Source organism: Bacillus sp. V26, from assembly GCF_034296245.1.
Classification (GTDB): domain Bacteria; phylum Bacillota; class Bacilli; order Bacillales; family Bacillaceae; genus Bacillus; species Bacillus halotolerans.
The window spans coordinates 17,360-42,981 of sequence record NZ_JAXKQF010000009.1 but is presented as its reverse complement, the minus strand read 5'-3'; the positions used below and the strand labels follow the sequence as shown (position 1 = coordinate 42,981).

At 46.6% G+C, this 25,622-nt stretch carries 21 protein-coding genes and 1 pseudogene; 3 read left to right on the top strand and 19 right to left on the bottom strand.

Annotation, left to right across the window (positions count from 1 at the left end; genetic code table 11):
• Complete coding sequence (mprF, locus tag UJ203_RS19725) at positions 1-2,571, bottom strand: bifunctional lysylphosphatidylglycerol flippase/synthetase MprF (protein WP_322013415.1); 2,571 nt, start codon at positions 2,569-2,571, stop codon at positions 1-3.
• 172 nt (positions 2,572-2,743) lie between these two features.
• Here mprF and UJ203_RS19720 point away from each other — a divergent pair, with 172 nt between their 5' ends.
• Entirely contained in the window at positions 2,744-3,226 is a 483-nt protein-coding gene (locus UJ203_RS19720) for a MarR family transcriptional regulator (protein WP_105954856.1), read from the top strand.
• Between the two features lie 110 nt (positions 3,227-3,336).
• Positions 3,337-4,893, top strand: coding sequence for an MFS transporter (locus UJ203_RS19715; RefSeq protein ID WP_322013412.1), 1,557 nt, complete (start codon positions 3,337-3,339; stop codon positions 4,891-4,893).
• Here UJ203_RS19715 and bstA read toward each other — a convergent pair.
• The 3 genes from bstA to UJ203_RS19700 form a co-directional block, all read right to left on the bottom strand.
• Complete coding sequence (gene bstA, locus UJ203_RS19710) at positions 4,890-5,426, bottom strand: bacillithiol transferase BstA (RefSeq protein WP_322013410.1); 537 nt, start codon at positions 5,424-5,426, stop codon at positions 4,890-4,892. The genes UJ203_RS19715 and bstA overlap by 4 nt on opposite strands.
• Positions 5,427-5,582: 156 nt before the next feature.
• The gene (locus tag UJ203_RS19705) at positions 5,583-6,671 is read right to left on the bottom strand and encodes an acyltransferase family protein (RefSeq protein ID WP_322013408.1); all 1,089 of its coding nucleotides are present in this window, start codon (positions 6,669-6,671) and stop codon (positions 5,583-5,585) included.
• A 527-nt stretch (positions 6,672-7,198) separates the two neighbouring features.
• A complete protein-coding gene (locus tag UJ203_RS19700; RefSeq protein ID WP_105991388.1) occupies positions 7,199-7,831 on the bottom strand; it encodes an esterase/lipase family protein in 633 nt (210 codons plus the stop codon).
• Between the two features lie 389 nt (positions 7,832-8,220).
• Between UJ203_RS19700 and UJ203_RS19695 the strand changes: the two genes are divergently transcribed.
• Positions 8,221-8,784 (top strand): PadR family transcriptional regulator, encoded by a 564-nt coding sequence (locus UJ203_RS19695; RefSeq protein WP_248339856.1) that lies wholly within the window; start codon positions 8,221-8,223, stop codon positions 8,782-8,784.
• Positions 8,785-8,897: 113 nt separating this feature from the next.
• Here UJ203_RS19695 and UJ203_RS19690 read toward each other — a convergent pair whose 3' ends face one another.
• From UJ203_RS19690 to UJ203_RS19620, 15 genes and pseudogenes are all read right to left on the bottom strand, one after another.
• Positions 8,898-10,055, bottom strand: a complete 1,158-nt coding sequence (locus UJ203_RS19690) for an ABC transporter permease (RefSeq protein WP_322013403.1) — start codon at positions 10,053-10,055, stop codon at positions 8,898-8,900.
• Positions 10,056-10,069: 14 nt separating this feature from the next.
• Positions 10,070-11,260, bottom strand: coding sequence for an ABC transporter permease (locus UJ203_RS19685; RefSeq protein WP_322013401.1), 1,191 nt, complete (start codon positions 11,258-11,260; stop codon positions 10,070-10,072).
• Positions 11,261-11,271: 11 nt separating this feature from the next.
• Positions 11,272-12,207 carry an ABC transporter ATP-binding protein gene (locus UJ203_RS19680; protein WP_322013399.1) on the bottom strand — a complete coding sequence of 312 codons (936 nt, stop codon included), beginning with the start codon at positions 12,205-12,207 and terminating at the stop codon, positions 11,272-11,274.
• A 143-nt stretch (positions 12,208-12,350) separates the two neighbouring features.
• Positions 12,351-13,013, bottom strand: a complete 663-nt coding sequence (gene lnrK, locus UJ203_RS19675; RefSeq protein WP_322013397.1) for a two-component system response regulator LnrK — start codon at positions 13,011-13,013, stop codon at positions 12,351-12,353.
• Positions 13,010-14,212 carry a sensor histidine kinase gene (locus UJ203_RS19670; protein WP_322013394.1) on the bottom strand — a complete coding sequence of 401 codons (1,203 nt, stop codon included), beginning with the start codon at positions 14,210-14,212 and terminating at the stop codon, positions 13,010-13,012. The genes lnrK and UJ203_RS19670 overlap by 4 nt, the downstream gene beginning before the upstream one ends.
• 123 nt (positions 14,213-14,335) lie before the next feature.
• The gene (locus UJ203_RS19665) at positions 14,336-15,517 is read right to left on the bottom strand and encodes a Gfo/Idh/MocA family oxidoreductase (protein ID WP_322013475.1); all 1,182 of its coding nucleotides are present in this window, start codon (positions 15,515-15,517) and stop codon (positions 14,336-14,338) included.
• A 9-nt stretch (positions 15,518-15,526) separates the two neighbouring features.
• Positions 15,527-16,468: a sugar phosphate isomerase/epimerase family protein gene (locus tag UJ203_RS19660; protein WP_268281309.1), complete on the bottom strand. Its 942-nt coding sequence runs from the start codon at positions 16,466-16,468 to the stop codon at positions 15,527-15,529.
• A 161-nt stretch (positions 16,469-16,629) separates the two neighbouring features.
• Positions 16,630-16,926: pseudogene (locus tag UJ203_RS19655) on the bottom strand (MFS transporter); the annotation flags it as partial.
• A 174-nt stretch (positions 16,927-17,100) separates the two neighbouring features.
• A complete protein-coding gene (locus UJ203_RS19650) occupies positions 17,101-18,045 on the bottom strand; it encodes an AraC family transcriptional regulator (protein ID WP_322013390.1) in 945 nt (314 codons plus the stop codon).
• Between the two features lie 94 nt (positions 18,046-18,139).
• Positions 18,140-18,997 carry a VOC family protein gene (locus tag UJ203_RS19645; protein WP_202853461.1) on the bottom strand — a complete coding sequence of 286 codons (858 nt, stop codon included), beginning with the start codon at positions 18,995-18,997 and terminating at the stop codon, positions 18,140-18,142.
• A gap of 17 nt (positions 18,998-19,014) precedes the next feature.
• Positions 19,015-19,419: a DoxX family oxidoreductase CatD gene (gene catD / locus UJ203_RS19640; RefSeq protein ID WP_105954844.1), complete on the bottom strand. Its 405-nt coding sequence runs from the start codon at positions 19,417-19,419 to the stop codon at positions 19,015-19,017.
• A 162-nt stretch (positions 19,420-19,581) separates the two neighbouring features.
• The gene (locus UJ203_RS19635; protein WP_322013385.1) at positions 19,582-21,396 is read right to left on the bottom strand and encodes an ABC transporter ATP-binding protein; all 1,815 of its coding nucleotides are present in this window, start codon (positions 21,394-21,396) and stop codon (positions 19,582-19,584) included.
• Positions 21,390-23,111: an ABC transporter ATP-binding protein gene (locus UJ203_RS19630; RefSeq protein ID WP_322013383.1), complete on the bottom strand. Its 1,722-nt coding sequence runs from the start codon at positions 23,109-23,111 to the stop codon at positions 21,390-21,392. The genes UJ203_RS19635 and UJ203_RS19630 overlap by 7 nt, the downstream gene beginning before the upstream one ends.
• Positions 23,112-23,215: 104 nt before the next feature.
• The gene (gene malP, locus UJ203_RS19625; protein ID WP_059291626.1) at positions 23,216-24,802 is read right to left on the bottom strand and encodes a PTS maltose transporter subunit IIBC; all 1,587 of its coding nucleotides are present in this window, start codon (positions 24,800-24,802) and stop codon (positions 23,216-23,218) included.
• A gap of 14 nt (positions 24,803-24,816) precedes the next feature.
• Positions 24,817-25,581 (bottom strand): MurR/RpiR family transcriptional regulator, encoded by a 765-nt coding sequence (locus tag UJ203_RS19620; RefSeq protein WP_024120616.1) that lies wholly within the window; start codon positions 25,579-25,581, stop codon positions 24,817-24,819.
• Positions 25,582-25,622: the final 41 nt, after the last annotated feature.

The following is a 25,622-nucleotide window of genomic DNA, read 5'->3' as shown; positions in this document are numbered from 1 at the left end:
TTAGACGGAGTCTTTTTTGCTTTTGCCGATCAGACGCGTGACGAGGAACATGGTGACAGAAAGAGATCTGTTTTTCCGATACGCCAAGTATTTTCCGCGCCATTCGGGTTTGTATTTTTCTTTAAATGCTCGGAGCCCGCTAAAGCTGTACATGTACCGAACATTATTAAAAATGACAGCCGCGAAGCGTTCTGACCAGAAGGATGTAAAGGCCGTGCCGACATTGGCCAAGGGCGCCATGCCCATGTTAAATGACGTGCACCCCTCCTCCTTCGCCCATAAAAACATGCGGATGAACAATGCATCCATAATACCGTTCGGGGCGTCGCTGCGATAGCGCATCAGATCGACCGAGATTTCGCCTTCCTGATACATTGGCATGATATTGGCGAAAGCTACAATGTCCCCTTCGGCATTTTTCATATAGGCGATCGGCGCTCTCTGTAAATATGACGAATCAAAGAACCCGAGTGAAAAGCCCTTCTCCTTTTTCGAGCCGAGCCAATCATCGGAGATTTGTTTGAGCTCTTCTAAAAACGCTTCTGAAAACGGAGGATGATCTACATGGAAAGTATATTCCTCCCGTTCAAACCGGTTATTGATCGCCCGCAGGCCGGCTTTTTTCTTCCCTGATATGGTAAACGTGTTTAAGTCCACATAGGCTTCCTCGCCAAGTTTAAAAAAGTTATAGCCAAAATCGTGGTACAGCGCCATGTCCTCTCGTTCGATTTGATAGAACAGAACACTGAACCCTTTTTGATGTGCTTCGTTAAGAAATTCTTCGAGCACAAGCGGGAACGACTCCTTTTGGCCGGACGGATCGCCGAGCACGACCAGCCGTCTTGCGATTTTCCCAAACAGAAGCAATGCATTGCCGTCGCTTGAGAAATAAAACCGCTTATCCCCCAGAAAGCCGAGATGGCTGAGCGCGTTACCGCCTTTTTCATTCAAAAACTCAGCAAGACGTTCTGGATCAGCTTTTTCCCCAATTGGTTTGGTTTTCTTATGATACACCACTGTAAAGATAAAGAAGAACAGCGGAACGGCGATGACTGCCATGATGGTCGCATGTGTAATATGGGAAGTGCTGTGGACGAAATATTCATGGCGCAGCACCTTTTTCATCCGATCCCAGATGAAGCTTGCGATAATGTTATAGTTAAACAGCGCCACAGTAAACAGGGCCGCAGCGAAAATCATTTGCCCGAGCGTATAGGAAGCCTGTTCTCTGACAAATTGTTTTTTCAACAGCACAAGCAAGACGATGATAATCGGCAATATGAATATTGCACTGATATTGAGCCCTTTTAAAAAGCTGAAAACAAACCCGCCGACAAGCGCTGTAATCGCCATTGTATAGGACCGTTTTGTCCGTTTATAAAGCTCGATCGGCAATATCAGCAAAATGAGCGCTGAGCTTAAGGACAGCCCGTTGAACAGCAAAAGGACCGGACGGGGAATGTGCGGAATGACTGTCAGCCTATCAATCGGCAGTGACACCGACGCAAGGACAATGAGACCGGCAACGAACACAATGAGTGAAAGCGATCCCTGCAAAATCCTCACTAACATGGCCCGCTGTACGACAAGCAGCACGTTTGTCGTTTCGATAGCCGGTGCAATTCGCGGGTTCGTTTCAAGCCGTTTCATCGTACTTTCGGTCAGGTCGCCGGCAGCAAAGAACAGTCCCAAAACGAACGGGATAAATGAATAGACGAGCCGGTACAGCACAATTGACGTAACAATGGCTTCCTGATGGTAGCCAAGCTGCTCCATTCCGAGCAAAAACAAAAGGTCAAACGAGCCGAAGCCGCCCGGAACAAGACTGATCATGCCTCCGATTGCTGCAATCACAAATACCCCGAACACATACCTGATGTCAGCATGAATCCCCATGGCGAACAGAGACAGATAGATTACGATTCCAGCCATAAGCCATTCTGCAACGGAAGCGCCCATATAAGCGAAAATCGGATTTTTCACTTTGTCTGCGCCCTCTTCATCCCCTGCTTTGCGGCCTTTTCGTTTAGCCGCCGCCAAAGAGACCGGCACAATCAGCGCGAAGCCGATAACAACCGCCCACAGCCATGGTTTTTCATTGATGACTTCATCCACGGGCAGCAATCTTGCGACAACGAAAATGCTGAAAACTGAAAGGCCGAGCAGCATAGAGGATGTAAGCCAGGCAATTCCTTTCACCAGCGCTTTATGGTCTTTTGTATGCTCCTTATAAAACATCATTCTTAACCCGACTCCGGCTAACCCTCCGAAGCCGAGGACATTATTAAATGAATTGGCAATCCAGGATACTCTGAACACCTTTCCGTTTGTGATCGAAAGGCGCAGCGAATATTTAAGAACGTAATCATATAGTGACATGGCCGCAACAGCAAGCAGGCCGATGAGCACAAGAATGAATAAGTCGGTCCGCTCCAGCCCGTTGATTACCATAAGCGTTCGTTTGAATGACAGGTTTGTCAATTCTTTTTTCGACTGATAAAACACAAATAGTAAAACAGCAACAGGAAAAACGATTTTTAAAATTGATAAAGCATTCTTTTTAATCAGCAATGGTCTCTCCAATCATATACAGTTCGATATTTCTTTCCCCAATAATCTCCAACTCATTATACACTACCGCTATTTTTCGGACAAAGTCTCATCTGCGGTTTATGCTGACTTTCTTTCAGCGGTTAAAATCGAGTAATATGGTAAGAGGAGCGAATGACGAGGAAGTGATCAAATGGAATATAACTTACATGATACAACAGTATTAAACGAAAATATTCTTTCATCTGAGGAACGTGAAATTTGGGTGCTTTATATGAAAGTCTTAACATCTGCCGGGCTCGGTGATGTATCTGAGTGGATGAAGCTGGATATGAGCATGCCGCAAATGAAAGTGCTCATGCTTTTAAACAATCACGGAACGCTGAAGGTCAGTGAAATTGCAGAGAAAATGGGGGCTTCCCTGTCAAATACAACCGGGCTGCTTGACCGTCTTGAGAAATCCGGCTTTGTTAAACGCTCACACTCTGAAGAGGACCGCCGTTCAGTGGTTGTTCATTTAACGGAGGATGCGAAAAATATTTTTCGCGGGCTTTATCAAAAGGGCCATATGAAATTGAAGCGTTCCTTGGAAATGCTGTCTCCTGATGAAAAGCAAGCTGTTTCCAAAGGGCTTTCTATTCTTTCCAGAGCGCTGGAGCAGGCTAAAAAAGAATAATGTCAGCGAAGTCTGTTTCACGCAAACTGCGGAGGCAGACTTTTTTATTTGACATTTAGTTCATTTTGAATGAATAATATATTCCGAGTGAAGTAAAAGGAGTGATGAATATGCATAAGGCATTGGCAGATCAAAAAAGCCAAAAGTGGGCGATCAGCCTGTTTACCATCGGTGTGTTTATGGCTGCGCTGGATAACGGGATCATCTCCGCTGCGCTGACCACGATAAACGAATCGTTTGCCGTTTCTCCGTCTTGGGGTTCATGGGGCATTACGCTTTATACGCTCGGTCTCAGCGTCAGTGTGCCGATCGTCGGAAAGCTTTCCGACCGCTACGGCAGAAAAAAGCTGTTTCTTATTGAAGTCGGCCTTTTCGGGCTTGGCTCTTTGCTTGTCGCTTTAAGCCAAAGCTTTCCGCTTTTTCTTATCTCACGGCTGATTCAGGCGCTTGGAGGCGGCGGGATTTTCATCATCGGAAGTTCTCACGTCCTTGCTACACTTCCAAAGGAAAAGCAAGGGAAGGCCCTTGGTTTGCTAGGGGCGATGAACGGGATGGCTGCTGTGCTCGGACCCAATATCGGAAGCTTTCTGCTTGATTGGACCGGGTCATGGCATTGGCTGTTTTTGATTAACCTGCCGATTGCAGTGCTGCTGGTTGTTTTCGGTGCATTTTTTATTGTGGAAACCAAAGCGCCGGAGGCCAAACGTCTCGACACGGCCGGAATTTTTCTTCTGTCCTTGTCAATTTTGGCTGTCATGTACGGCATGACAAACCTGGACGGGGCAAATCTCTTAAAAAGCCTGGGAGACCCTGAGGTTTATGGATGTATTGTTTTCGGTATTTTTTGTTTTGCGGCGCTCGTATGGTTTGAGAAGCGGATGGAAATGCGCGGGGGCGATCCCATTCTGGCGTATTCTTTACTTCGGAATCACATGTTTCAGCGAACGCTTATCATCGGTTTTTTATCCGGGGGCCTCTTGGCGGCGGTTATTTTTATTCCGTCATATGTTGAGCAATATTTAGGCGTACCTGCCGCAAAAGCGGGCTATTGGATGACACCTCTTGCCTTAGCTTCCGGAATCGGCGCTTGGCTTGGCGGAGCGCTCACCGACAAAAAAGGACCGGTGAAAACTGTTGTGCTATCAGGAATCATTTCATGCGTGGGATTTGCTTTATTTCCGCTTTGGGTGACGGAAAAATGGGAGTTTGTCATTGCAAGCGTGGCGGCCGGCATCGGTTTTGGCTTTCTGCTAGGCGCTCCGCTGAATGTTCTTGTATCAGAAGCAGCTAAAGCGAATAAGGGCACGGCGCTCGGCACGCTTTCATTAGTAAGGCAAATCGGACTGACATTGGCGCCTACTCTTTATGCAGGTTTTATCACAGCAGGGTTTGACCAAATCGGCGATGAAATCAGCAGCCGCTTATCGGACAGCGGACAGTCAGGAAAGGCTATGCAAATGATTCCCGAGATCGACAGTTCAGATGTTTCTTCTTTACAAGAACAAATCGAACGCATTCCTGTGCCTGAAGTCAAAACTGCGATAAGCGATGCCATTCATGCCAGTGTTGCCAGCGGCTATGATCATTTATATGCGGCGGCGGCTGTGATTTCTCTGCTGGTGATTGCAGCAATCAGTCTCCCGGCTTTCCGCCGGCAAAAGCGTTAAGACCACCCCATCCGTTTGGAAAGCTCCGTAATATGAGCGATATGGTGATGTGAGTGCCAGACATACAGCCCAAGCGCGTTCTCTAGGGTAATGATCTCTTTTGTATCGGGATGGTAAAATCCGCGCTGAAATTGCTGATCCGTCAGAGTGCGGAGAAGAGCCGTCCATCTTCCGTGTAGTTCCTGCAAAAGCGCGAGTGAACCGCTCGGCTCCGCTGTTTTGGAGTCTTTAAGCTCCGACCATGCTTTTTCATCATACGGACGGATGGCCGGCGTCTCTTCTGTCAAACTTAATTTAAAACGGATATAGCTATTCATATGACTGTCAGCCAGATGATGAACAACTTGCCGGACGGTCCATCCGCCGTCTCGGTACGGTGTATCAAGCTGGCTGTCCGTCATTCCCTCAACGGCTTGCTTCAGCTTAACCGGCACTTCCTCCAGCACTTGAATCCATTCTTCTTTCTGCTCGTTTGATATGAATTTCCTAGGTTTGTACTCTCCTAGCGGATAGCTTAAATTGGCTGTTGACATGGTTTGCTCTCCTTTCAATAAACAGGCATCTGCTGATCCTGCTCATTGGCATATATGAAAATTCACTTTTATTTTAAAGGAAATGGTGTAATAGTTGTTCTTTCATGTATAAATTTGCGTAAAAAAGGGCAGGAACGTTTCTCCTGCCGTGATTTTTCAGCCTGCGTGGTCTCGCACTTCCATTTTTACTTTTCGCCTCTTCGGCTGATAGATTTTCCCTACAAACAAATATCCATATTTAAACTTGTTCAGTGCCCAGGATGTCAGGATCGGGCCCGCTGTGCAGACGGCAAACAGCAAGAAAACGGCCGGCACGGCGGGAATGTCTGGCATATTTAACAGCAAAACATAGCCAATGATCATAAAATAAGCGTGCAGCAGATAAATCGAAAAGGAATAGTTACTGATAAACATAATGATTTTCGGCACCTGCTTTATGTTAGAAAACAGGTGAAAGCACAGGAAAATCATACTTGTTGAATAAAGCATGATGTCAGGCCGCTTTGAGCTGATCATGCCGACCTCTCCGAAATAAGAAACAGCCACAACCAACGCGGCGGACCCGACCGCAGCGCCGTATACCGCCCAGCGGTATTGATTCAGCAGCGCTAAAAACCGCTTGTACTCTTTTCCGCAGTAATAAGCGAGACAAAAGTAGAAAAGCCAGCCTGCAAACGGAACCCAGAAGAACGGAAATGAACCGTCTTGTTCAGAAGCGGGTGCCGGACTGACTGCTGAGAAATAGCCCAAATAAGCGGCTGTCACCACAAACGAAACAGACAGCACCCATTTTGGCGATGCTTTTTTCAAATACTCATGAAAGAGCATGTGCAGGATATAAAATTGGAAGATGACAAGAATGAAATATCCGATAAAGTTTCCTAAAAATACGTTTTCCAGATATTTCTGCATAAACGCCAGAAAAGTCAGCTTTCCCCCCATTGCACTGGCCATCAGCAAGGCATCAATGGCTGCGATAAACAAAAAGGGAATAAAAATCACTTTTCCTCTCTTCTTCAAAAACCCCTCCGGCACCCCGTCAGGATAAGAACGCGCCAGCAAAAACTCAGAGATGAAAATGAAAGCAGGCGTGCTGAACATCAGGAGTGTGCGCAAAGAATCAACCGTGTGAGAAATATCAGCAAGTGCTTCCGCCTGAAGCATCAGGACCATTGAAATGATATGGAGCAGAACGACACTTAAGCACGAAATGCAGCGGATCACAAAAATTTCTTTGATTTGCATAACAGCGCTCCTTTATTTCAAATTTTTAGAAATCGATGGTTGTACCATAACACACCTGCTTCAATTGAAAAAAGTGCCTGATTTCTTATCTTTCAGTATGCATGAACGACTAAGACCCATAAAGACCCATAACTTTTTGGCATACCGCCATCAGCCCTTTGTCCCGTACAGCCGGTCTGCTATGCTTGAGGCGCGGGAACAGTGTCCTGTTCACTTTTTTTGATAGTAATCCAATCCGCGATTTGTCGGCATCCACGAGTGAAATTACCAAAAAAGCCGGCGTTGCGGAAGGGACCATTTGTCATGAAGGTGGCGGCTCCCGCATTTGCGAAAAGCTTCAGCAGAAGTGTTTGAGCAGGATTATCCGTTATATGAAGTATTCATTCGGGAAGTGCTGAATAACTGGATTAGAACTTACAAAAAGGTCAGTTTTCATTCTGACTTTCTGCTCTTTTCAACCTGTCAGAATACAAAAAACCTGCTGTAACTGAACAGCAGGTTTTAACATAGCCGCATATCTTGAAGCATCAGTTCGTATTTAGTCCCCCGCCATTCAATCCTTCTTTGATATAGGCGTTGACCTGGCTATTAGAAAGCAATCCAATATGTCCAATGCCATACAGCTGGATGTTTCTGGCTCCTTGTAATCGAGACAAGCTATTGATTACAATTTCATCATTCAGACTGTAGATCGATGTATAGAGGATCTTTTGATTAGGATCTGTACCCGGCAGCGCAACAGATGACACTAAACCATTAGCCCCTCCGAGTGTGACAACATTTTGAATCTTATTGCCCCCGCCTAAATATTTTATAGCATACAGCGTATTGGCTCCTCCCATACTATGAGCCACGATATCTACTTTTTTAGCTCCTGTTTCTTTTAACACGCGATCAATATATGCTGCAAGCTGCGGGCCGTTATTTAGGTTATTCCCTGTTTTATCATAAAAATCAATTGCATACAGTTTATTGCTTTGCCAGCCCTGAGAGATTAAGTAATGTTTAATAGCAAAAAAATTGTATGATGCACCGCTAATCCCATGAACAAGAACAACAGGGTTATGTGCTGTTTCCGCCTTTGCACTTGAAGGCGGAGCTGCTAGAATAGACAAAATCATTGATAGACAAATAGTTGATGCAATAAGTAATCTTTTCATTTTCCGTTTCTCCTCAATCATGTATTTACCAAAATGATTATACAGTTAAATTTAAACTTGGTAAATATAAACTTATCAGAATCTTCAATTTTATTATTATTTTGATGAAAGCATAAATTTGTCTATTGGCAGTTGTCTTCCATACACTCGAAAGAAACTTGAAAGGATTATAAGCGTAAGGAGACATGCGGTTGTGTTCCCAGTCTCCCTTTCCTATAATATAGGGAACAGATGAAAGCTAGACATGAGAATAGATGGCATTCACTATTTTATATAAGAATTCACATTTGTTTTTGCCGGTATAAGAGAAAAGAACGATACGATTTTGCGGCGGCAGGGCATTTAAAAGTTTCTTTTTTGCAAAAACAGCCATAGACACGGAGGACAGCATGAGAGTATTAAAATACGCCATATTAGGGCTTTTACGAAAAGGCGAATTGAGCGGATATGATATTACAAGTTATTTCAAAGCGGAGCTCGGCCAGTTTTGGAGCGCCAAGCACAGCCAGATTTATCCGGAGCTCAAAAAACTGACAGATGAAGGCTTTATCACATTCCGGACAACGATTCAGGGCACAAAACTTGAGAAAAAAATGTATACCCTGACTGACAGCGGAAAACAGGAGCTTCACGTGTGGCTGACCCGCCACCACCCTATTCCGGAAACAGTGAAGGATGAATTTATGCTGAAGGCTTATTTCATTTCTTCTCTCTCACGCCAGGAGGCAGCCGACTTGTTTACAGACCAGCTGCTGAAACGCAAGGAGAAGCTCGCTGATCTGCAAGGAAGTTATGAAAAGCTAATGGCCTCAGCGGAGCCGATGTCGTTTTCTTCACCCGATTTCGGCCACTATCTGGTACTGACAAAAGCGCTGGAACGGGAGAAGAATTACGTATCCTGGCTGGAGCATATTTTAGCCATGATACAAGAGGATACCCAGGAGCGGCCTTAAGGCTGTTACAGCATTATCGGCCGTCCGGCAAACAATAATTGGAACATAGACTGAACCTGACAGAACACACGATATTATAATAATAAAAAGCATCTGCCCGGAGGCGGATGCTTTTACGTTCGGAGCGCTTTCAGCCCCGCTGTGAAGGTGACGGCGGCAAAAGCAAGCAAGATGCCGCAAATGCCGAGTATATCCGTAATGGTTGCCCCGTTAGCGATAATTTCTGTCAGTCCGCTCATCGCCCACTTTTGAGGGAGAAAGTCAGCAATGGACTGCATCAGCCTCGGCTCAATTTCTATCGGCCAATACATTCCGCTCACCATACACGTCGCAATAACGAACAAGTTGCCGAAAGCAAGCTGCTGTTCTGGTGTTCTGACATTGGCAGCAATCATCAGCCCGATGCCCACGACTGCTAACAGAAAAAAGGATACTAACACGATCAGTGCAGCCGGATTGCCCCAGCTGATTCCGAACAGCCAATGGGATGCGAGAAGCAGCATTCCAAATTGAATCCAGCCTATCACAAAGAACGACATCACATACCCCGCTCCGATTTCCGCGCGGCTGACAGACGCGGTGAGCAGTCTCGGCCAGACGCCGCTTTTTCGCGCTTCTAATATCGTGCCCGCTGCCCCCATCATTGTCAGCATCACAAACAGAATGGAAAAGCCTGCAGCTCGCGAAGCTGTGTCACTTACGCCCTTGCCTTCTTTTTTATCATTGAGAGATTCCCGTTCTACAGCTGGGGCGCTATCTTCATAGTCTTTGGCGATTACCGTTTTATAAGCCGATTTCCAGCTTTCCCCCGCCGCCTCGGCAGCTGTTTTTGCCGCGGTTACCTGAATGTTGAGCTTTGCCAGCTTGCTTTCGGCATACTGTTTAGCGACTGGCGCCTCTGTCAGCTCTGGACCGTGGCTGAAGACCAGCTCCGGCTTCTCTCCTTTTTCCAGCTTCTCTTGGAAAGTGCGGGAAAGGGTGATGACTCCGGCAATTTTCTTTTGTTTCAGTTTTTCTGAAGCTTTGCTTTTAGTCATCGTTTGAAATGTATACATATCATCATGTTGCTTGAGCTCCCGGATATAATGCTGTGAAAGAAGCGTGTCATCCTGATCGACGATCGCAAGCCGCACCTTATCATCATTTCCGCCGAGCAGACCGCCGAATACAAAGGTCAGCAGCAGCGGGGCAGCGAACATCATTAAATAGTTCTGTGGCTTCTTAAAAATGAGAGAAAGCTCAACGCCGCAAATGGCTATGATTTTTTTCACCGTGTTTTACCTCCTTATCTTGTGTGAAGCCTTCTGATGCCAACAGCCAGTGAACAAAGACCGATTGCCGCAAAAAGAAGGACCGGCGTTTGAAGTTCAGCCCAGCCTCCCCCCTCCATTAAGGAAAGAAAGCCCTCGAGCGCCCATCGATTTGGCACTGCCTTTGAAACAGATTGCAGAAAATCCGGAAATTGATAAAACGGAAGCATAGAACCGCCGAGAACAGCAAGCACCTGAATTCCAAAACCTCCTAAAACATCTGCTGACTTCATATCGCTGATGCACGAAGCAAGAAGCATTGAAATGCCGGATACAGCTGCTGCGAAGGAAAGCCCCAGCACGCACACAAACAAGAGATTGTCTCCCCAGTCCACATCAAATATATTGATGGTCACAATAAGAAAAATGAAAAATTGTATAATGGCAAACAAATAGGTTCCGAGCCACTTCCCTAAGAGAATGGCGTATTTTTGTGCAGGCGTCATCAGCAGTCTGGCAAGGGTTTCTGTTTCCTTTTCCAGCAAAAATGATTTCGCGCCGACCGTCATATGAAACAGCATAAACATGCAAAGCATTGCCGCCGAATAGTATTGAAAACTGGTAACTTCTTTTGCGCCGACTGATTTCTCAGTAACAGCAAGCCTGGCACCCGCTTCTTTTTCAAGCGTCTTAGCAAGATTTTCTGCAATGGGGGCAGGATTGAGCTTTCCTTGTTTTACAGCTTCCGTCTTGGTGACATATTCCATCGAGGCGGATGCCGCTTCTCGTACCGCCTTGTATTGGTCTATAAAAGACACTGCAGCCGTTTCTATGATAGAGCTTTTTAATTCCTGATCAGTGCCGGCATAGACAGCGGCCGGTTTCTTGCCGGATCCCCAATGTGCCGGGACGGCAATTCCGACATCAATTTTCTTTTCCGCCAGCAGCTTTTTCATTTCCTTTTTACTGCCGGCTTCTGTGACCTTGATCATCTTCATTTTTTCAAGTACATCTGTTTTAAACATCTTCGACGCGCCTGACTGATCAGACTGGACATAGCCGACTTTGATTTCATCAATCTCGCTGCCTCCGCCAAGGATTGATCCAAGAGCGGCCCCTAATATGGCTGTTAAGATCAGCGGCATTAGGATAAGCATCATAAACCCTTTTTTGTCCGTGATTCTGATTTTGACATCTTTCCATGCGATCCATATTGCTTTTTTCATCGCCGCCCCTCCTAATCCCGCAATGTGCGGCCTGTCAGATTCAGAAACAGCCGTTCCAGATTTGGTTCCTGAACCTGAAGAGACAGGAGATTCGTTTGATGGGCAGCGGCTTCCGCGAGCAGGCTGGTGACTACTTTCTCATGGTGCACCGCAGCAACCTCAATTTTGAGCTCTGATTCATTCACTGTTACATCATTCACATGGGCAAGCGAGCGGATAGCAGAAAGAAATCCTTCATCTGCCCCGCTGACAGTCATCTGGATGATCGTGTCTCCTCCAAGACGGCTGCACAAGTCGTTTTTTGTGCCGATCGCAATCATTTCTCCCTGATCAATAATGCCGATCCGGTCGCATAAATACTCGACCTCTTCCATGTAATGACTCGTATAGATCACGGTCATGCCTGTTTCGTTGAGCTGTTTGACCGTTTCTAAAATATGATTTCTCGCTTGGGGGTCGATGCCGACGGTCGGTTCATCCATGATTAGCAGCTCAGGCTTATGCATAAGGGCGGCGCCGATGTTGATTCTCCGTTTCATTCCGCCTGAGAAGGTTTCGATTTTATCTTTAGCCCGTTCAGTAAGCCCTACATATTCAAGGACTTCTGCTGATCTTTTTTTGGCCTCTCCATGCGTGAGTCCATACATTTTCCCCCAGAATACGAGATTTTCTTGAGCCGTCAGTGTCGGGTAAAGGGCGATTTCCTGCGGGACGATGCCGATTTTTTGTTTGGCTTTGTTCGTGTCTTTACCGATAACATACCCGCTGACTGTAATCTCCCCTCCGTCAAGCGGCACAAGTCCGGAAATCATAGAAATGGTTGTGGACTTCCCCGCTCCGTTCGGTCCGAGAAGTCCGAATGACTCACCCTTTCTCAAGGAAAAAGAGATTCCTTTGACAATTGCTTTTTTTCCGTATGCCTTTTTGATATTTTCTGCTTGAAGCACGCCGTTTCACTCCTTTTTTTATCCCATTGCCATTGTAGAAGAGATTGAGGCATGAAACACGTGGCGCCGGATAGAACATCGGGCATAAAAAAAAGGCCTGTGACAGGCCTTTTCAGGGCAACGCATATGCCAAACGTCATCTATCAAAAGACAGATACGCCATGTCTGACGGAATAAATGGCGGCTTGGGTTCTGTCTCTGACCGACAGTTTGCTGATAATGTTTGACACGTGATTTTTCACTGTTCCTTCTGTAATGTACAGCTTTTCGGCAATTTCTTTATTGTTCAGTCCGTACCCGAGCTCAGCCAGCACTTCCATTTCACGCTCGGTCAGGTCCAGCAGCTCCTTCGGTTTTTCTTTCTCTTCCGTTCCTTTCAGCTGTTTTTCCCGCTTCCATTCATTCAGCATTTGGGCTGTGAGTTCCGGCGGGAGCACCATTCCTCCCGATTGAACAGTCATCACCGCTTTCACAATCGTATCGGCTGACATGTCCTTTAACAGGTACCCGCTTGCCCCTTCTTCAAGTGCTTCGGCAATCAGCTCTGAATCTTTAAAGGTCGTCAGCATCAGCACCTTTACGCCCGGCAGCGAGCTGGTGATCAATTTTATTCCCTCCACCCCGTTAGACACCGGCATGCGGATGTCCATCAATACCATATCCGGCTCCAGCTCTTTCGCCTTTTCAAAGGCTTCCTGTCCGTTTCGCGCCGTGGCGATGACATCGAGCTCTTCCCGGAGCTGAAGCAGAGACGCCAGCCCTTCTCTGACGATATCCTGATCGTCGGTAATGATGATTTTAATCATGATAAACTCTCCTTTTGCTGTGCGGGCCCAAAGCTCCATTTTTTATTGGCCAAAGAAAATTCGGCAATCACGGTAAATCCTTGATCCCGCTCGCTTTCAAAACGGATCATCCCGCCATGCTCGGCCGCCCGCTTTTTCATATTCAAGAGACCAAATCCCAGCGCGGCCTCAGGATTTCCTTTTCCGTCATCTTTAATCAAAAGACTGACTGTTTCCGGTGAACACGTGAGCTGAATCGAGCAGGCAGTGGCGCCGCCGTGACGTTTTGCATTGGTCAGCGCCTCCTGCACCGTTCTGATCAAAGTCGGATGCAGAGACATCGGGACCAGCGCAGGATCGCCGCTGACCGTCAGTTCAGATGTGACGCCCGCATTTTTGTAAAAGTCTTCTGTCAGTTGTTTCAGCGATTCAATGAATGAGGGATCGTTCTCCGTTTGCAGGGTTCGGACTGATAAGCGGATATCGCCGAGTGCTTCACGGGCGAGCGTTTCACAGACACCGACTGTCTCCTCCGCTTTTTGGCTGTCTCTTTTTTGCCATTCACGCAGAAGCTGCAGCTGGACGAGGAGCGCCGTCATTTTATGCCCGACTGTATCATGGATGTCCCTTGCCATTCTGTTCCGCTCATGAATGGCAGTCAGTTCTTCAACCTGCTTCGCATATAAATGCAGCTCCTGGTGCGCAGCAGACAGCGCCAAGTGTGACTCCGTCAGTTCCTGAAACTGCTGTTTTGCCGTTTCCTGCGTATCCAACAGCTTGCGGATTAATTTACCGACAACTCCGCAAAAGACAACGAATGTCATACTGATACAATGATCCATCACATATTCATCGCCGAACATATGATATGTACGAATGAGCACAATCAGCCACATCATAAAACAAAAACAAAGGACAGACCATACTGTTTTCCGGTCAAACCCTTTCAAAAAAAAGGTAACAGCAACCGGGCTGAGCAATGTGATATATAAACCTGTACCCGGAAACATGAAACCGAACGAAAAGCCAACTGCAATATCAATCAGGCAAAACAAGATGCCATATTTCTCTACTCTTAATATAAGATGATTTGCTAAGAACACACCCGCACCGCCAGCGATGAACAAATACTCAAACCAGCGGTCATCTTTTACAAGAAAAAAGTAAACCGAACAACTTACCATTAAGGTGAAAATCCTAGTAAATATAAGAGCCCTCACACTCATCACTCCCGATACCCAATTCCTTTCTTATCATACCTGCCTCAGGTCATTTTTGACAGGAGTTTCTGGAAAATAAAAACCGCATATGAACTTAATGTCATATGCGGCGCTTTCGTTTATTTATTTAAATTCAACCCAGACTGATCCTTGGTCTGCTGAACGCACGCAATTCTCAATCCAGCGGATTCCCTCGATTCCTGCATCAATGTCAGGATACACCAAGTTGTTCAAGGTTTCTTGATCTTCGCGGTTTTTCGCATCAATCGCAACGGCAAACTTAAGATAAATATTGGCCCACGCGTCTGACAGCCCTTCACTGTGTAAGGCGCCCAGACGTTCATCAGCACTGCATGCACCGTCTAAATACGGCATGCCGCGAACGAGTGTCTGAATCGGCTCTCCCTGCACTTCATACGTTAGTTCGTTTGGCTTGCTGTCCCACCATTCGAGGCTTGCTTTTGAGCCGACAATCCGGATTCTATGGCCATCCATACACCCGGCATTGATTGATGATGTCCACATCGTTCCGACCGCTCCGTTTTCATAATGCATGAGCACATGTGCGTTGTCCTCCAGCGGCGCTCGGCTGCCGACGAAGCTTTGGCGGTCACACAGCAGTTCTTTGATTTTCATCTGCGGCATAATGAGCTGCGACATATAATACGTGTGGGTAGATAAATCGCCCAGCACAAAGCTTGGCCCGGCGATCGCAGGGTCGACACGCCATTTCTGTGCAGCGCTTATGTTTTCGCCTTCATCTGCTGCACAAAAACCGTGTGTGTACTGCAAGTCAACCACACGAATATCGCCGATCTTGCCCTGCTCAATCATCGCACGCATTTGAAGGAGCATTTGATTGCCGGAAAAACCGTATGTCACGCCGACAATTTTCCTTTTTTTCTCTGAGAGCGCTTTGATTTCATAGCCCTCTTCTGACGTGAAGAACAGCGGTTTTTCACAGATGACATGCAGATCTGCTTCAAGCGCCGCCTTACAGATCTCATAATGAGTGCCGTTCGGCGTAGCAATCGATACAACCTCTATGCCATCCTCTCTTTTCGCTTCCTCCGCAAACATTGTTTGATAGTCGGGATAACAGCGTTCCGCATCCACTCCGAGGTTCACCCCGAAATCTTTTCCTCTTTCGGCATCGATATCAAAGGCGCCTGCAGTTAATTGAAAGGCAGTATTGTCTCTCAGCGCTCCAATACGATGTTTATATCCAACCTGGCTGAGCCGCCCGCCGCCTACCATTGCCCAGCGCAGCGGTTTTGAAATGATTCTTTCTCCATTTAGCATCAGAAAAACCTCCTATTGGCTGATGGTTTGTTTTAAAGCTTCTATCGATGTGCGGATGCCCGCTTCCGGTGACATCGTTAAGTCCTCCATTTCTAAGGAAACTTCACCGTCATACCCCATCATTTTTACGACTGAAAAAAATTCCTTCCACCACTGTAAATCCTGTCCGCAGCCGACAGCTACATAATTCCATGCCCGGTTTGCAGGATCTGTCACTTCTTTTGTTTCTAACAGCCCGTTAACCGCAGCTAAATGTCTTTCAATTCTGACATCTTTTCCGTGAACATGGTGAATGGCTTCTCCGAGCTCCCTTGCTGCGATGATCGGGTCTGCGCCCATCCATAATAAATGGCTCGGATCAAGATTCAAACCGACCATCGGGCCGACTGCATTTCTGAGCCGAAAGAGAGTCTCAGGATTATAGACTAATTGAGAGCTGAAATTTTCAAGCGCAATTTTTTCAACACCGCAGGCTTCCGCTTTTTTGACAAGCTCCTTCCAATACGGAATCGCAACCTCTTCCCATTGATAGTTGAGGATATCTTTTAAAACGGGAGGCCAGCTCACTGTGTATGTGATCCAGTTCGGCACTTTGTCGTCCGGGCCGCCGGCTGGCAGGCCGCTCATCATGATCACTTTTTTGACGCCTAATAATCCAGCCAGCTCCATCGTTTTGTCCGTTACTTCTCTGTGCAATTTGCCCAGTTCGCCTGGATCCAAAGGATTCCCCGAGCAGTTTAAAGCGCAAAGTGTCATATTCCGCTTTTCCAGCGCTGCTGAAAACTCTTCTCTTTTGTGGCTGCTTTGCAGCAGTTCATCAAGATTCAAGTGAGGCGCAGGCGACCAGCCTCCGGTTGTCATTTCAAGCGTATCAATGCCAAGCTCCGCGGCAAAATCGAGCATTTCTTCAAAAGGCAAATGTCCTAAGCTGTCTGTTACATAAGATAGTTTCATTGATAGATTCCTCCTCATATCTGCAGATTACGATAAGTGAGTCGTTTGATTTTGGATTTCCTGATCAGCGCGGCGGCCATACTGGCGAAAGGAATGCTCAAGCTGTTCAAGTGACCGCCCTTTTGTCTCAGGCACATATTTTTTCACAAATAGAATCGCTAGAGTAAGACTAAATAAAGGATCGTTTTTCGGCGGCCGTGCCGATCGGACAGACGTCCTCCAAACATCGCCCCGAAGGCTGCCCCGAGAAGCAGGGAACTCGCAACCAGTCCTTCTGTAACAGGTGTAAGATTGAGTTGACCTGCAGTTGCCATAAAAGGAAGTGCCCCATTAATGACACCCGTATCATAACCGAACAACAGGCCGCCGAATGTAGATACCAATGTAATCGTTCGTAAAAGCCCTTTATGAGCTAAGCTTTCTTTTGCTTTTACAGCCTCTTTCTTTTTTGTACTCACGGCTTTCTTCCCCTTCTTTCAAGAATGGCAGAGCACCCGACACCAAGCATAAGCCAATGCATCCCTCCTTCAGCAACACCCATTGTTGTAACCGCTTTCTAAAATGATTATAAGACAACGAGATTTCTCGCGTCTTTATCATATGAAGACATTGTTTTGTCATTTCAGGACATCTTATTCGTGCGGCTTGGCCTGTTCGATTTTTTGAAAAGGTTTATTGATTTGAAATGCGGTCATTTTTGAATCTTTATAAAGGGAGCGGAAAAGCCCTGGTGAGCTGCCGATTTTGGCGGAAAATATGCGAGTGAAATAATGTACTGAGAAACCGATTTCTTCCGCTACTTCTTTAATCGATAGATTCGTTGATTTCAGCAGCTCGGCAGCTTTGTTTATTTTTTCATTTTGGACAAATTCTGAGTAGCTGACGCCCAGTTCTGCTGCAAATAAACGTGATAAGTGCCTCCCTGAGATATGAAAGTGGCTGGCGACATCCGTCAGCTTTAACTGCTGTGACAGATTGTCTTTTATGTGCAGTTTCACCTCTGTCAGCAAAGCAGAAGATGTGTGAATGGGCTGCTTTTGTTTCGGGCGATGGGCGGACGGGAGAAAGGTTTGGATTAATGACAGGATCAATGCATGCGACAAATGAGATAGGATCTCTTTGTCAAAAGCATTGACAGGCTGCGCCGCTTGCAGCATTAACGTTTTCCAAAGCAGGCCCGGCGGTTCGCCATCTTTCAATTGCATTGTGATAAAGGGGCTTTGTTTCACTTCTTCCATCACTTTGATCCACTCGGCGCTTGACTGATCCTCGCTCAGCTCGAAAGCGACGTAAAAAAGGAACAGCCCTGTTTCACTTTTGATTTGGTGCAAATGCTCCGGCTTTGACAAAAAAATCGTCTGTTCACGAAGCGGATATGTACGATCGCCTTCAAGGTAATATCCTTCACCTCTTACGACGTAACAAATTTCATAAAAGGAATGCTTATGAAGCAGTGTGTTATAGTGGTTCGTCATCGCTCCCCAATAGTGGACGTAAAATGAAACATCCTTTTGCTCTAAGCGATGCACATATTGATTTAATGCTATTTTGCCCGTCACAAGGTGGTTGAGTTCCATGTAAACGCCTCCTAACAAGTTGGTTCTCCCATCATAACAAGGCGGACAGAAATAAAAAATCCCCCTGCCGTTTTTTACGGCAAAGGGATTATAGTCAAATCACAAATCTAATATGGGCCCCGGAAACAGGATCTTTCACACGGAAGCTGTTTTCCGTTTCTTCAATGGAATATCCGGCACGTTTGACTCGGTCTGCCACTCGATCCAGTTCCTCCTGATGAGGCAGGACAACGGTGTAATAGTCGAGCCCGCTCGCATTTGCCGGCTTAGGCGGCGCATGTTTCCCAGCCCAGATGTTTAAGCCGATATGGTGGTGGTAGCCACCTGCTGAAATGAAGAGAGCAGACATGCCCGCATAGTCTCCGACAATGTCAAAGCCCAGCACATCTGTGTAAAACGCTTTTGCTTCTTTCAGATTGCTGACATGCAGATGAATGTGCCCGATGACCGTACCGTTTGGAAGTGTTGTTTTCCGCTCTTCTCCGGCCTCTTCCAAAAGGCCCTCGATGTCGACAGCAGTTGTTGTCATGACGTAGTTTCCTTCACGATCCCGCTGCCAAGTGCTGCGGGGGCGGTCAGCGTACATTTCAATTCCGTTTCCGTCAGGATCTGAGAGATAGAGCGCCTCGCTGACAGCGTGGTCCCCCTGTCCGAGGGCAATCCCGTTTTCAATCAAGCGGGCGAGCGCGATACCAAGTTCCTTTCTGTTGGGAAGCAGAATCGCAAAGTGATACAGGCCCGTTACCGTGCGTTCAGGCAGGACGACAGCGCTTGGATTTTCTTCCAGAATAAGCAGGGGGCGTTTTCCGTCAGCCGTTAATTCAGCTTGGCGGTCCGTCTTATTCAAGACTTGAAAGCCAATCACGTTACAGTAGAACTGAAGGGAGCGCTCCAGACTGCGGATTGTGAGTTTGACATAGCCAATGGTTGTATCCTCATGAATGCTGGTCATGCTGTATGCCTCTTTTCTTATGCTGATACGTTTTCGCTCTTTTTTGCTTTAAATACAAGCGAGTCTAGCGCAAGGAAACGGCTTCCAGAAAGAGCCAGGTGGATTGATGTCAAAAGCAGAAGGTAATCAAATTCTGCATTGCCCATGAATGGCGCTTTCAGCTTGACTGTAATGATGGCTCCGATCAGCGTGAGGGCAAACAGAACACCGACAATACGTGTAGCCAATCCGAAGAAGACAAGCACTCCGCCAACGAGTTCAATCGCTGCGATGACATATGCCATAAAGCTTGGAAGGCCTATGCTGCCGAAAAATTGGATCGTGCCCTCCATTGCCTGAAACTTTGATAAACCGTGAACAAAAAAGATAATACCTGTGATGACTCTTAAAAGTAATGTACCAATTTCAAATGATTTATTCATTTTTATCCTCCTTGATAAATGTTATCACTTACTTAATGTAAGCTAGTATATATACATAACTTGTTTACGTCAAGTAATTTTGTTACATTTTACGAAATTGAAATAAAAGTACTATAAATCTGTAACAAAAAAGACCTTTGTGCAGGACAAAGGTCTTTTTCTTTATTTCTGAAATTGGCTTTCGTATAAGCCACTGTAAAATCCTTTTTGGCGTACCAGCTCATCATGGCTGCCTTTTTCAATCATTTCGCCGTCTTTTAATACGACAATCTGATCCGCTCTTTGAATGGTATTCAGCCTGTGGGCAATGATGACGCTCGTTCTCCCCTCCATTAAACGGGCAAGCGCTTCTTGGATTTTCACTTCTGTTACGGTATCAATGTTGCTTGTCGCTTCATCCAAAATGAGCAGAACCGGATCGGCCAGCACGGCTCTTGCTATAGAGATCAATTGTTTCTGTCCTTGACTGATGCCCGAGCCGTTTTGCGTCAGCACTGTATCATATCCGTTTGGCATCCGCTCAATAAAGCTGTGGGCATTCGCTGTTTTTGCTGCGGCCTCGACTTCCTGATCGGAGGCATCGAGCCTGCCGTAGCGGATATTTTCTCTGATCGTGCCTTGGAACAAGAACGAATCCTGAAGCACAAACCCCATGTTTTTTCTCAGGCTGGCCCTTGTCAGCTTTTTAATATCAATCCCGTCAATTAAAATGCTCCCCTCATCGGGCTCATAAAAACGGGCAAGCAGATTGGTAACAGTGGTTTTTCCCGCTCCCGTCGGGCCGACAAAGGCGATTGACTGCCCGGCCGGCACTGTGAATTGGAGGTGTTTCAGTGTCTGATTGTTTTCCTCGTAGCCGAAGGAAACATTTCGGAATTCAATGCTGCCTGTTTGTATCGGCTGATGCAGGGCATTCTTTTCATCCTCACGCTCCTCTTTTTCATCCAGTACGTCAAACACCCGTTCAGCGCCGGCAATAGCGGACAGCATCGTATTAAACTGATTGGCCAGATCATTTAATGGACGCGTGAACTGTCTTGAGTACTCGGCAAAGACAACGATGGTGCCGATGGATATCCAGCCTTTCAGCGCAAACAGTCCGCCGATTGCAGCAATGATCGTAAAGCTTAAATTGTTTAAAGAGTTCATCACTTTCGGGATAAAGCCGGAAATCGTCTGTGCCCAGAAGCCTGAAGTCTTGAGTGCTGCGTTTTTTTCCAGAAACTCAGCTGTAATCTGGTCTTCCCGTGAATACGCTTTGATGACCTTTGCGCCTGAAATGCTTTCTTCAATATATCCGTTCAGCTCGCCAAGATTTTTTTGCTGTTCTTTAAACAGTTTTCCCGTACGGTTTGTAATCCATTTCAGACTCACCGCCATTACGGGAATGATCGTCAGCGTGATCACCGTCAGCAGCGGACTCATATACAGCATGACGGCAATCGTTCCGACGAAGGTGATGACACTCGACAGAATTTGAATCACCGACGTATTTAAAGTGGAGCTGACATTTTCGATGTCATTGGTCACCCGGCTCATCAGCTCGCCATGCCGCTGTTTATCAAAAAACGGGATCGGCAGCTCATGCAGATGGGTGAACAGCTCGCTTCGCATTCTAAAGACAGTGCCTTGCGAAATCGTGATCATCCAATAGTTTTGGAACCAGAGTGATAAAGATTGAATGAGATATATGCCAAGCAGAATGAGCAGAACGGGGATAAGCCCGCTGACCGTCTGGCCGACGATAAAATGGTCGATGGCCTTTCCGATCACAAAGGGTCCGAGGAGGCCGAATATCGCGCTGATTACGACCATCAGCATAACGAGTATGAGCAGCCCTTTTCGTTCTGCCAGGTAAGACCAGATTCGTCTCAGGGTGCCTTTTGTATCCTTTGCCTTCGCTCTCTTTTTGGCGCGTTCTTTTTTATCGATTGGGATTTTGGGATATTGGAAAGGCTTGCGGATGTCTTTCAGCATGACTCGCTCCCCTCCCTTCCGAATTGCGACTCGTAAATGCGCTTATATAAATGTGAGTCAGAAAGCAGCTGGCTGTGTGTACCTTTCTCTATCAGCTCTCCATCCTCGAGCAGCAAGATTTCATCAGCTTTCATGGCCGTTGTTATTTTTTGTGTAATGATTAAGGTTGTGCACTCATATGTGCTAATCGCCTCAAGCAGCTTCGCCTCCGTTTGCAGGTCAAGCGCGCTTGTGCTGTCATCCAAAAGAAGGATGGATGGATTTCTGATCAGTGCCCTTGCAATAGAAATCCGCTGCTTTTGGCCGCCGGACAAATTGACGCCTCTTTGTCCCAGGACGGTATCATATCCCTTCGGAAGCTTCATGATCGTTTCATGGATTTGCGCGTGTTTGGCCGCTTCCATTATTTCATCAAGTGAAGCATTTTCTTTGCCCCAAGCAATATTTTCTTTGATAGTGCCTGAGAACAAGAGCACTTCCTGGGGCACAAATCCAATTTGTTTGCGAAGGCCCTCCGCCGGAAAGTCATCAATAGGCTTTTCATCTATGTAAATGCTGCCCGAATCCGGCTGATAAAGCCGCGGAATGAGCTGAAAAAGCGTCGATTTCCCTGATCCCGTCGCTCCGAGAATCGCGATCGTTTCTTTCGGCTTTGCGGAAAATGAGACATTGCGCAGCGCTTCTCTGTCCATATCCGGATATCGGAAGGACACATCCTGAAAGTCAATTCGGCCTGACAAGCGAGCTGAGAGTAATCCTTCCTCCTGCTCGTCACCTTCTGTGTCAAGCACCTCGCCGATTCTGTCGCCTGAGGCTTTTGCCCGGGTGAAAATCATAATCAAAAACGGGAACATAGAAAGCGCACCCGTAATTCGTGTCGCATAGTTAATAACCGCAACGACATCGCCGACCTGAGAACCTCCGCTTGTGATGCTGTGAGCTCCCGCCCATAAAATAAAAAGAATACAGAGGTTCATCAGCAGCATCAGCACAGGCATCGTAAATTCTACAAGCTGAAATGCCGAGACCGTTTTTTGCATCAGCATCGTGTTTGCTTTGATAAATCTCTTGACCTCATGGCTTCCGCGCAGCAGCGCTTTAATCAGCTTGATCGCGGTTAAATTCTCCTGCATGATCGTATTTACCTGATCCAGCCGTTTCTGCACAGACCGGAACAGCGCCCCGCCCTTTTTCAGTACCCAAAGCAAAAACAAAATCAGGATCGGAATCGTCACAAGAAGAAAAAAGCCGAGCTTCACATTAACGGCGAGTGACAGCGCAATGCCGCCCACAATCATTAGCGGCGCACGCAGCATAAACCTCAGACTCATAAAAATCAGGTTTTGCACCTGTGTCACATCGTTTGTCAGTCTTGTCATATAGGATGAGGACGAAAACTGTCCAAATGTTGAATAAGAGAAGGACTGGATTTTTTGAAAAAGCCCTTTTCTCGTGTCATAGGAAAAGCTTTGGCTCACATGGGCAGCGTAAAAGGAATTCAGCATACCCGCCGCAAATGATAAAATGGTCAGGCCGATCATGACCGCACCCCATATCCAAACGTGCCGCATGTCTTGCTTCAAAATCCCATCGTCGATGATTTTTGCGATCAATAGAGGCTGTACCAGTTCAACCGCGAGTTCCGTCAGCATGAGAATCAGCGCAATTCCCACCAGAAGTGAGTATGGTTTTAAATATGATAAAGCCTTTGACATGTAAAAGCCTCCAAATCCCTTATACTCGATTGTCTCTTACTTTACTTTACTATGATGGTCTTTTTGACGGCAAACGAAAACCCTCCCAAAAAGGAGGGTCTGCTTTATTGATCTAATAGTTTTTCCACACGCTCCCGCATCTGCGGCACACTCAATCCGATAATCACCTGAAACGCTTTTCCGTTTCTGACGACGCCGTGTGCGCCAAGCGCGCGGAAGACGCTGTCGGGTTCGACCTTTTTTTCATCCTTGACGCTGACTCTGAGGCGGGTTGCGCAGTTTGTGACCTCGGTGATGTTGTCTTTTCCGCCTAACGCTTCGATGTACAATGCAGCGGTTTCATCTGCCGTTTCTGCCGCGGAGGCTGTTTCATCCTTTTTGTTTTTTCTTTCTCTGTATTCTTGTTTCGAATACAGCTTTGTTTCCTGCTGATCGTCAATTTCCCGTCCCGGTGTGGCAATATTGAATTTGAGGATCAGAAATCGGAAGACGAAAAAATAAATGGCAGTAAATGAGAGTCCAATCAGAATTTGATACACATACGTCATACCGTGGCTGCCAAAGAGCGGAATCCAGTTCAGGGTAACCGCCTCAATTAACCCGCCCCCCATGTTTCCGACAACACCGGCCATATACATGACCGTCGACATTGTCGCGGCGAGTACGGCGTGAACCGCAAATAGGAAAGGAGAGATGAATAAGAAAGTAAACTCAATCGGCTCTGTGATGCCGGCGACGATCGCCGTGAGTGTGACAGGAATCAGCAGGCCAGCAACGAGTTTTTTCTTTTCCTTTTTGGCTGTGACATAAAACGCGAGCGCAATCCCCGGAATGCCGAAGATTTTTGAATTGCCGTGAAGCGCGAATCCGCCTTGCGGGAACAGCTCCTTCAGCGGTTTGGCGCTTTGTGAATATTCACCGAGGTGCTGCGCCCAATACGTGACGATCCCGCCTTCCGCCACAGCCGGGCCGTAGATGAACGGCGTGTAAATAAAATGATGAAGACCGGTCGGAATCAAAATCCGTTCCAAAAATGTGTAAATCCAAACGCCCACCGCCCCGGAAGCGACAAGAAAGCTTTGAAGCGACCCGATTCCCGTTTGGACCATCGGCCAGATAAAAGACACGGCCAGAGCGACCGGAATCATAATGAAGAAGGAAATCATGACGATATACGTGGAGCCTTGAAAGATGCCGAGAAAATCAGGCAGTTTTTTATCAAAATAGCGGTTATGCAAAAATACGACAATGGAAGAAATAAAGATTGCCCCAATAATGTTGGTATCAAGCGTTTTAATGCCGGCAATCATCGTTAATCCGCTCGTTCCGCCGACCTCTTGATTCATATCAACGCCAAAGGCGCCTCCCCAGACTGTCAGGATCGAGCTGACAAAATAATTAAACGTCAAATAAACCGTAAGCGCTTCCAAACAAGCGCGTGCCTGAGCTTTTTTCGCCAAAGCGACTGGAATGCCGATGGCGAATAAAAGCGGCATTTGATTAAATACCGTCCAGCCGCCTTGCTCAATGATATACCAGCACTGATACCAAAACCCGTCAGGATCAGCGAGCGGCCCCATCAGGGTTTCGTTTTTGAAAAGCGTGCTGACACCCACGATAATGCCGGCGAACGCAAATAATAATACAGGCACAAACATCGCGCTTCCAAAGCGCTGGACTTTTTGCATCATACCAAAACCCCCTGCTACTCAATGTCGTTTTTTTCAGCTTCTTTGTAATCAACATATGCGCGGAACAATGCTTCGCCAACGAGAAAAAACGGCGCAAAAGCGACAATTTCTTTTTTATCACTCAATGTCACGGGCTTGCTTGTCGCATAAAGATTATGCGGTGTGAGCTGGGCGAGGACATTGTTTTTCAAATTCGTAATGGAAATAAAGGGAACTCCCTTTGCGGAAAGCATCCTTGCCTGCGGAATCAGTTCAGGCGTTTCTCCGGACAGCGAAATGATGATAAACAGGTCATTCACCTTAAAATCATCCTGCATCTGGTCAAATTCATTTCTGCCCTCAATTAAAATCAGATACTTATTGAGAGGGATAAACATTCTTTGCAAATCATGGGCACATATCTTTTGCGCCGTTCCGGACCCGTACACGAAAATGCGGTCCGCTTCATCAATCAGCTGGCACATGTCCGTCATGTCCTTTGTCCTTATAAATTTCAAATTTGCTTCAATATCATCCAGCAGCTTTTGAAAACTCATACTCTCGCCTTCTTCCGGCTGATCTTCCCACTTCAAAAAAACGCGAAATTCACTGTAGCCGCTGAAACCGAGCTTTTGGGCAAGACGCAAAATCGAGGAACGCGATACGCTGCATGCTTTCGCAAGGGCATCGATTCCAAGACGATAGCACGTGTTCTTGTGATTCAATATATATTTCAAAATATGAAAATCATTGTCATTTAATTTACTGTAATGCTGATTAATCAATTCTTCGAGCTGCATATCAGATCCCCCCATTTTCTTTCTATTATATACAATATAGA

What these genes read in the sequence shown, in the direction of transcription:
- UJ203_RS19720 (WP_105954856.1), top strand. Translation starts at nt 2,744, where the DNA reads ATGGAATATAACTTACATGATACAACAGTATTAAACGAAAATATTCTT.
- UJ203_RS19715 (WP_322013412.1), top strand. Translation starts at nt 3,337, where the DNA reads ATGCATAAGGCATTGGCAGATCAAAAAAGCCAAAAGTGGGCGATCAGC.
- bstA (WP_322013410.1), bottom strand. Translation starts at nt 5,426, where the DNA reads ATGTCAACAGCCAATTTAAGCTATCCGCTAGGAGAGTACAAACCTAGG.
- UJ203_RS19705 (WP_322013408.1), bottom strand. Translation starts at nt 6,671, where the DNA reads ATGCAAATCAAAGAAATTTTTGTGATCCGCTGCATTTCGTGCTTAAGT.
- UJ203_RS19700 (WP_105991388.1), bottom strand. Translation starts at nt 7,831, where the DNA reads ATGAAAAGATTACTTATTGCATCAACTATTTGTCTATCAATGATTTTG.
- UJ203_RS19695 (WP_248339856.1), top strand. Translation starts at nt 8,221, where the DNA reads ATGAGAGTATTAAAATACGCCATATTAGGGCTTTTACGAAAAGGCGAA.
- UJ203_RS19685 (WP_322013401.1), bottom strand. Translation starts at nt 11,260, where the DNA reads ATGAAAAAAGCAATATGGATCGCATGGAAAGATGTCAAAATCAGAATC.
- lnrK (WP_322013397.1), bottom strand. Translation starts at nt 13,013, where the DNA reads ATGATTAAAATCATCATTACCGACGATCAGGATATCGTCAGAGAAGGG.
- UJ203_RS19660 (WP_268281309.1), bottom strand. Translation starts at nt 16,468, where the DNA reads ATGAAACTATCTTATGTAACAGACAGCTTAGGACATTTGCCTTTTGAA.
- UJ203_RS19650 (WP_322013390.1), bottom strand. Translation starts at nt 18,045, where the DNA reads ATGGAACTCAACCACCTTGTGACGGGCAAAATAGCATTAAATCAATAT.
- UJ203_RS19645 (WP_202853461.1), bottom strand. Translation starts at nt 18,997, where the DNA reads ATGACCAGCATTCATGAGGATACAACCATTGGCTATGTCAAACTCACA.
- catD (WP_105954844.1), bottom strand. Translation starts at nt 19,419, where the DNA reads ATGAATAAATCATTTGAAATTGGTACATTACTTTTAAGAGTCATCACA.
- UJ203_RS19635 (WP_322013385.1), bottom strand. Translation starts at nt 21,396, where the DNA reads ATGCTGAAAGACATCCGCAAGCCTTTCCAATATCCCAAAATCCCAATC.
- UJ203_RS19630 (WP_322013383.1), bottom strand. Translation starts at nt 23,111, where the DNA reads ATGTCAAAGGCTTTATCATATTTAAAACCATACTCACTTCTGGTGGGA.
- malP (WP_059291626.1), bottom strand. Translation starts at nt 24,802, where the DNA reads ATGATGCAAAAAGTCCAGCGCTTTGGAAGCGCGATGTTTGTGCCTGTA.
- UJ203_RS19620 (WP_024120616.1), bottom strand. Translation starts at nt 25,581, where the DNA reads ATGCAGCTCGAAGAATTGATTAATCAGCATTACAGTAAATTAAATGAC.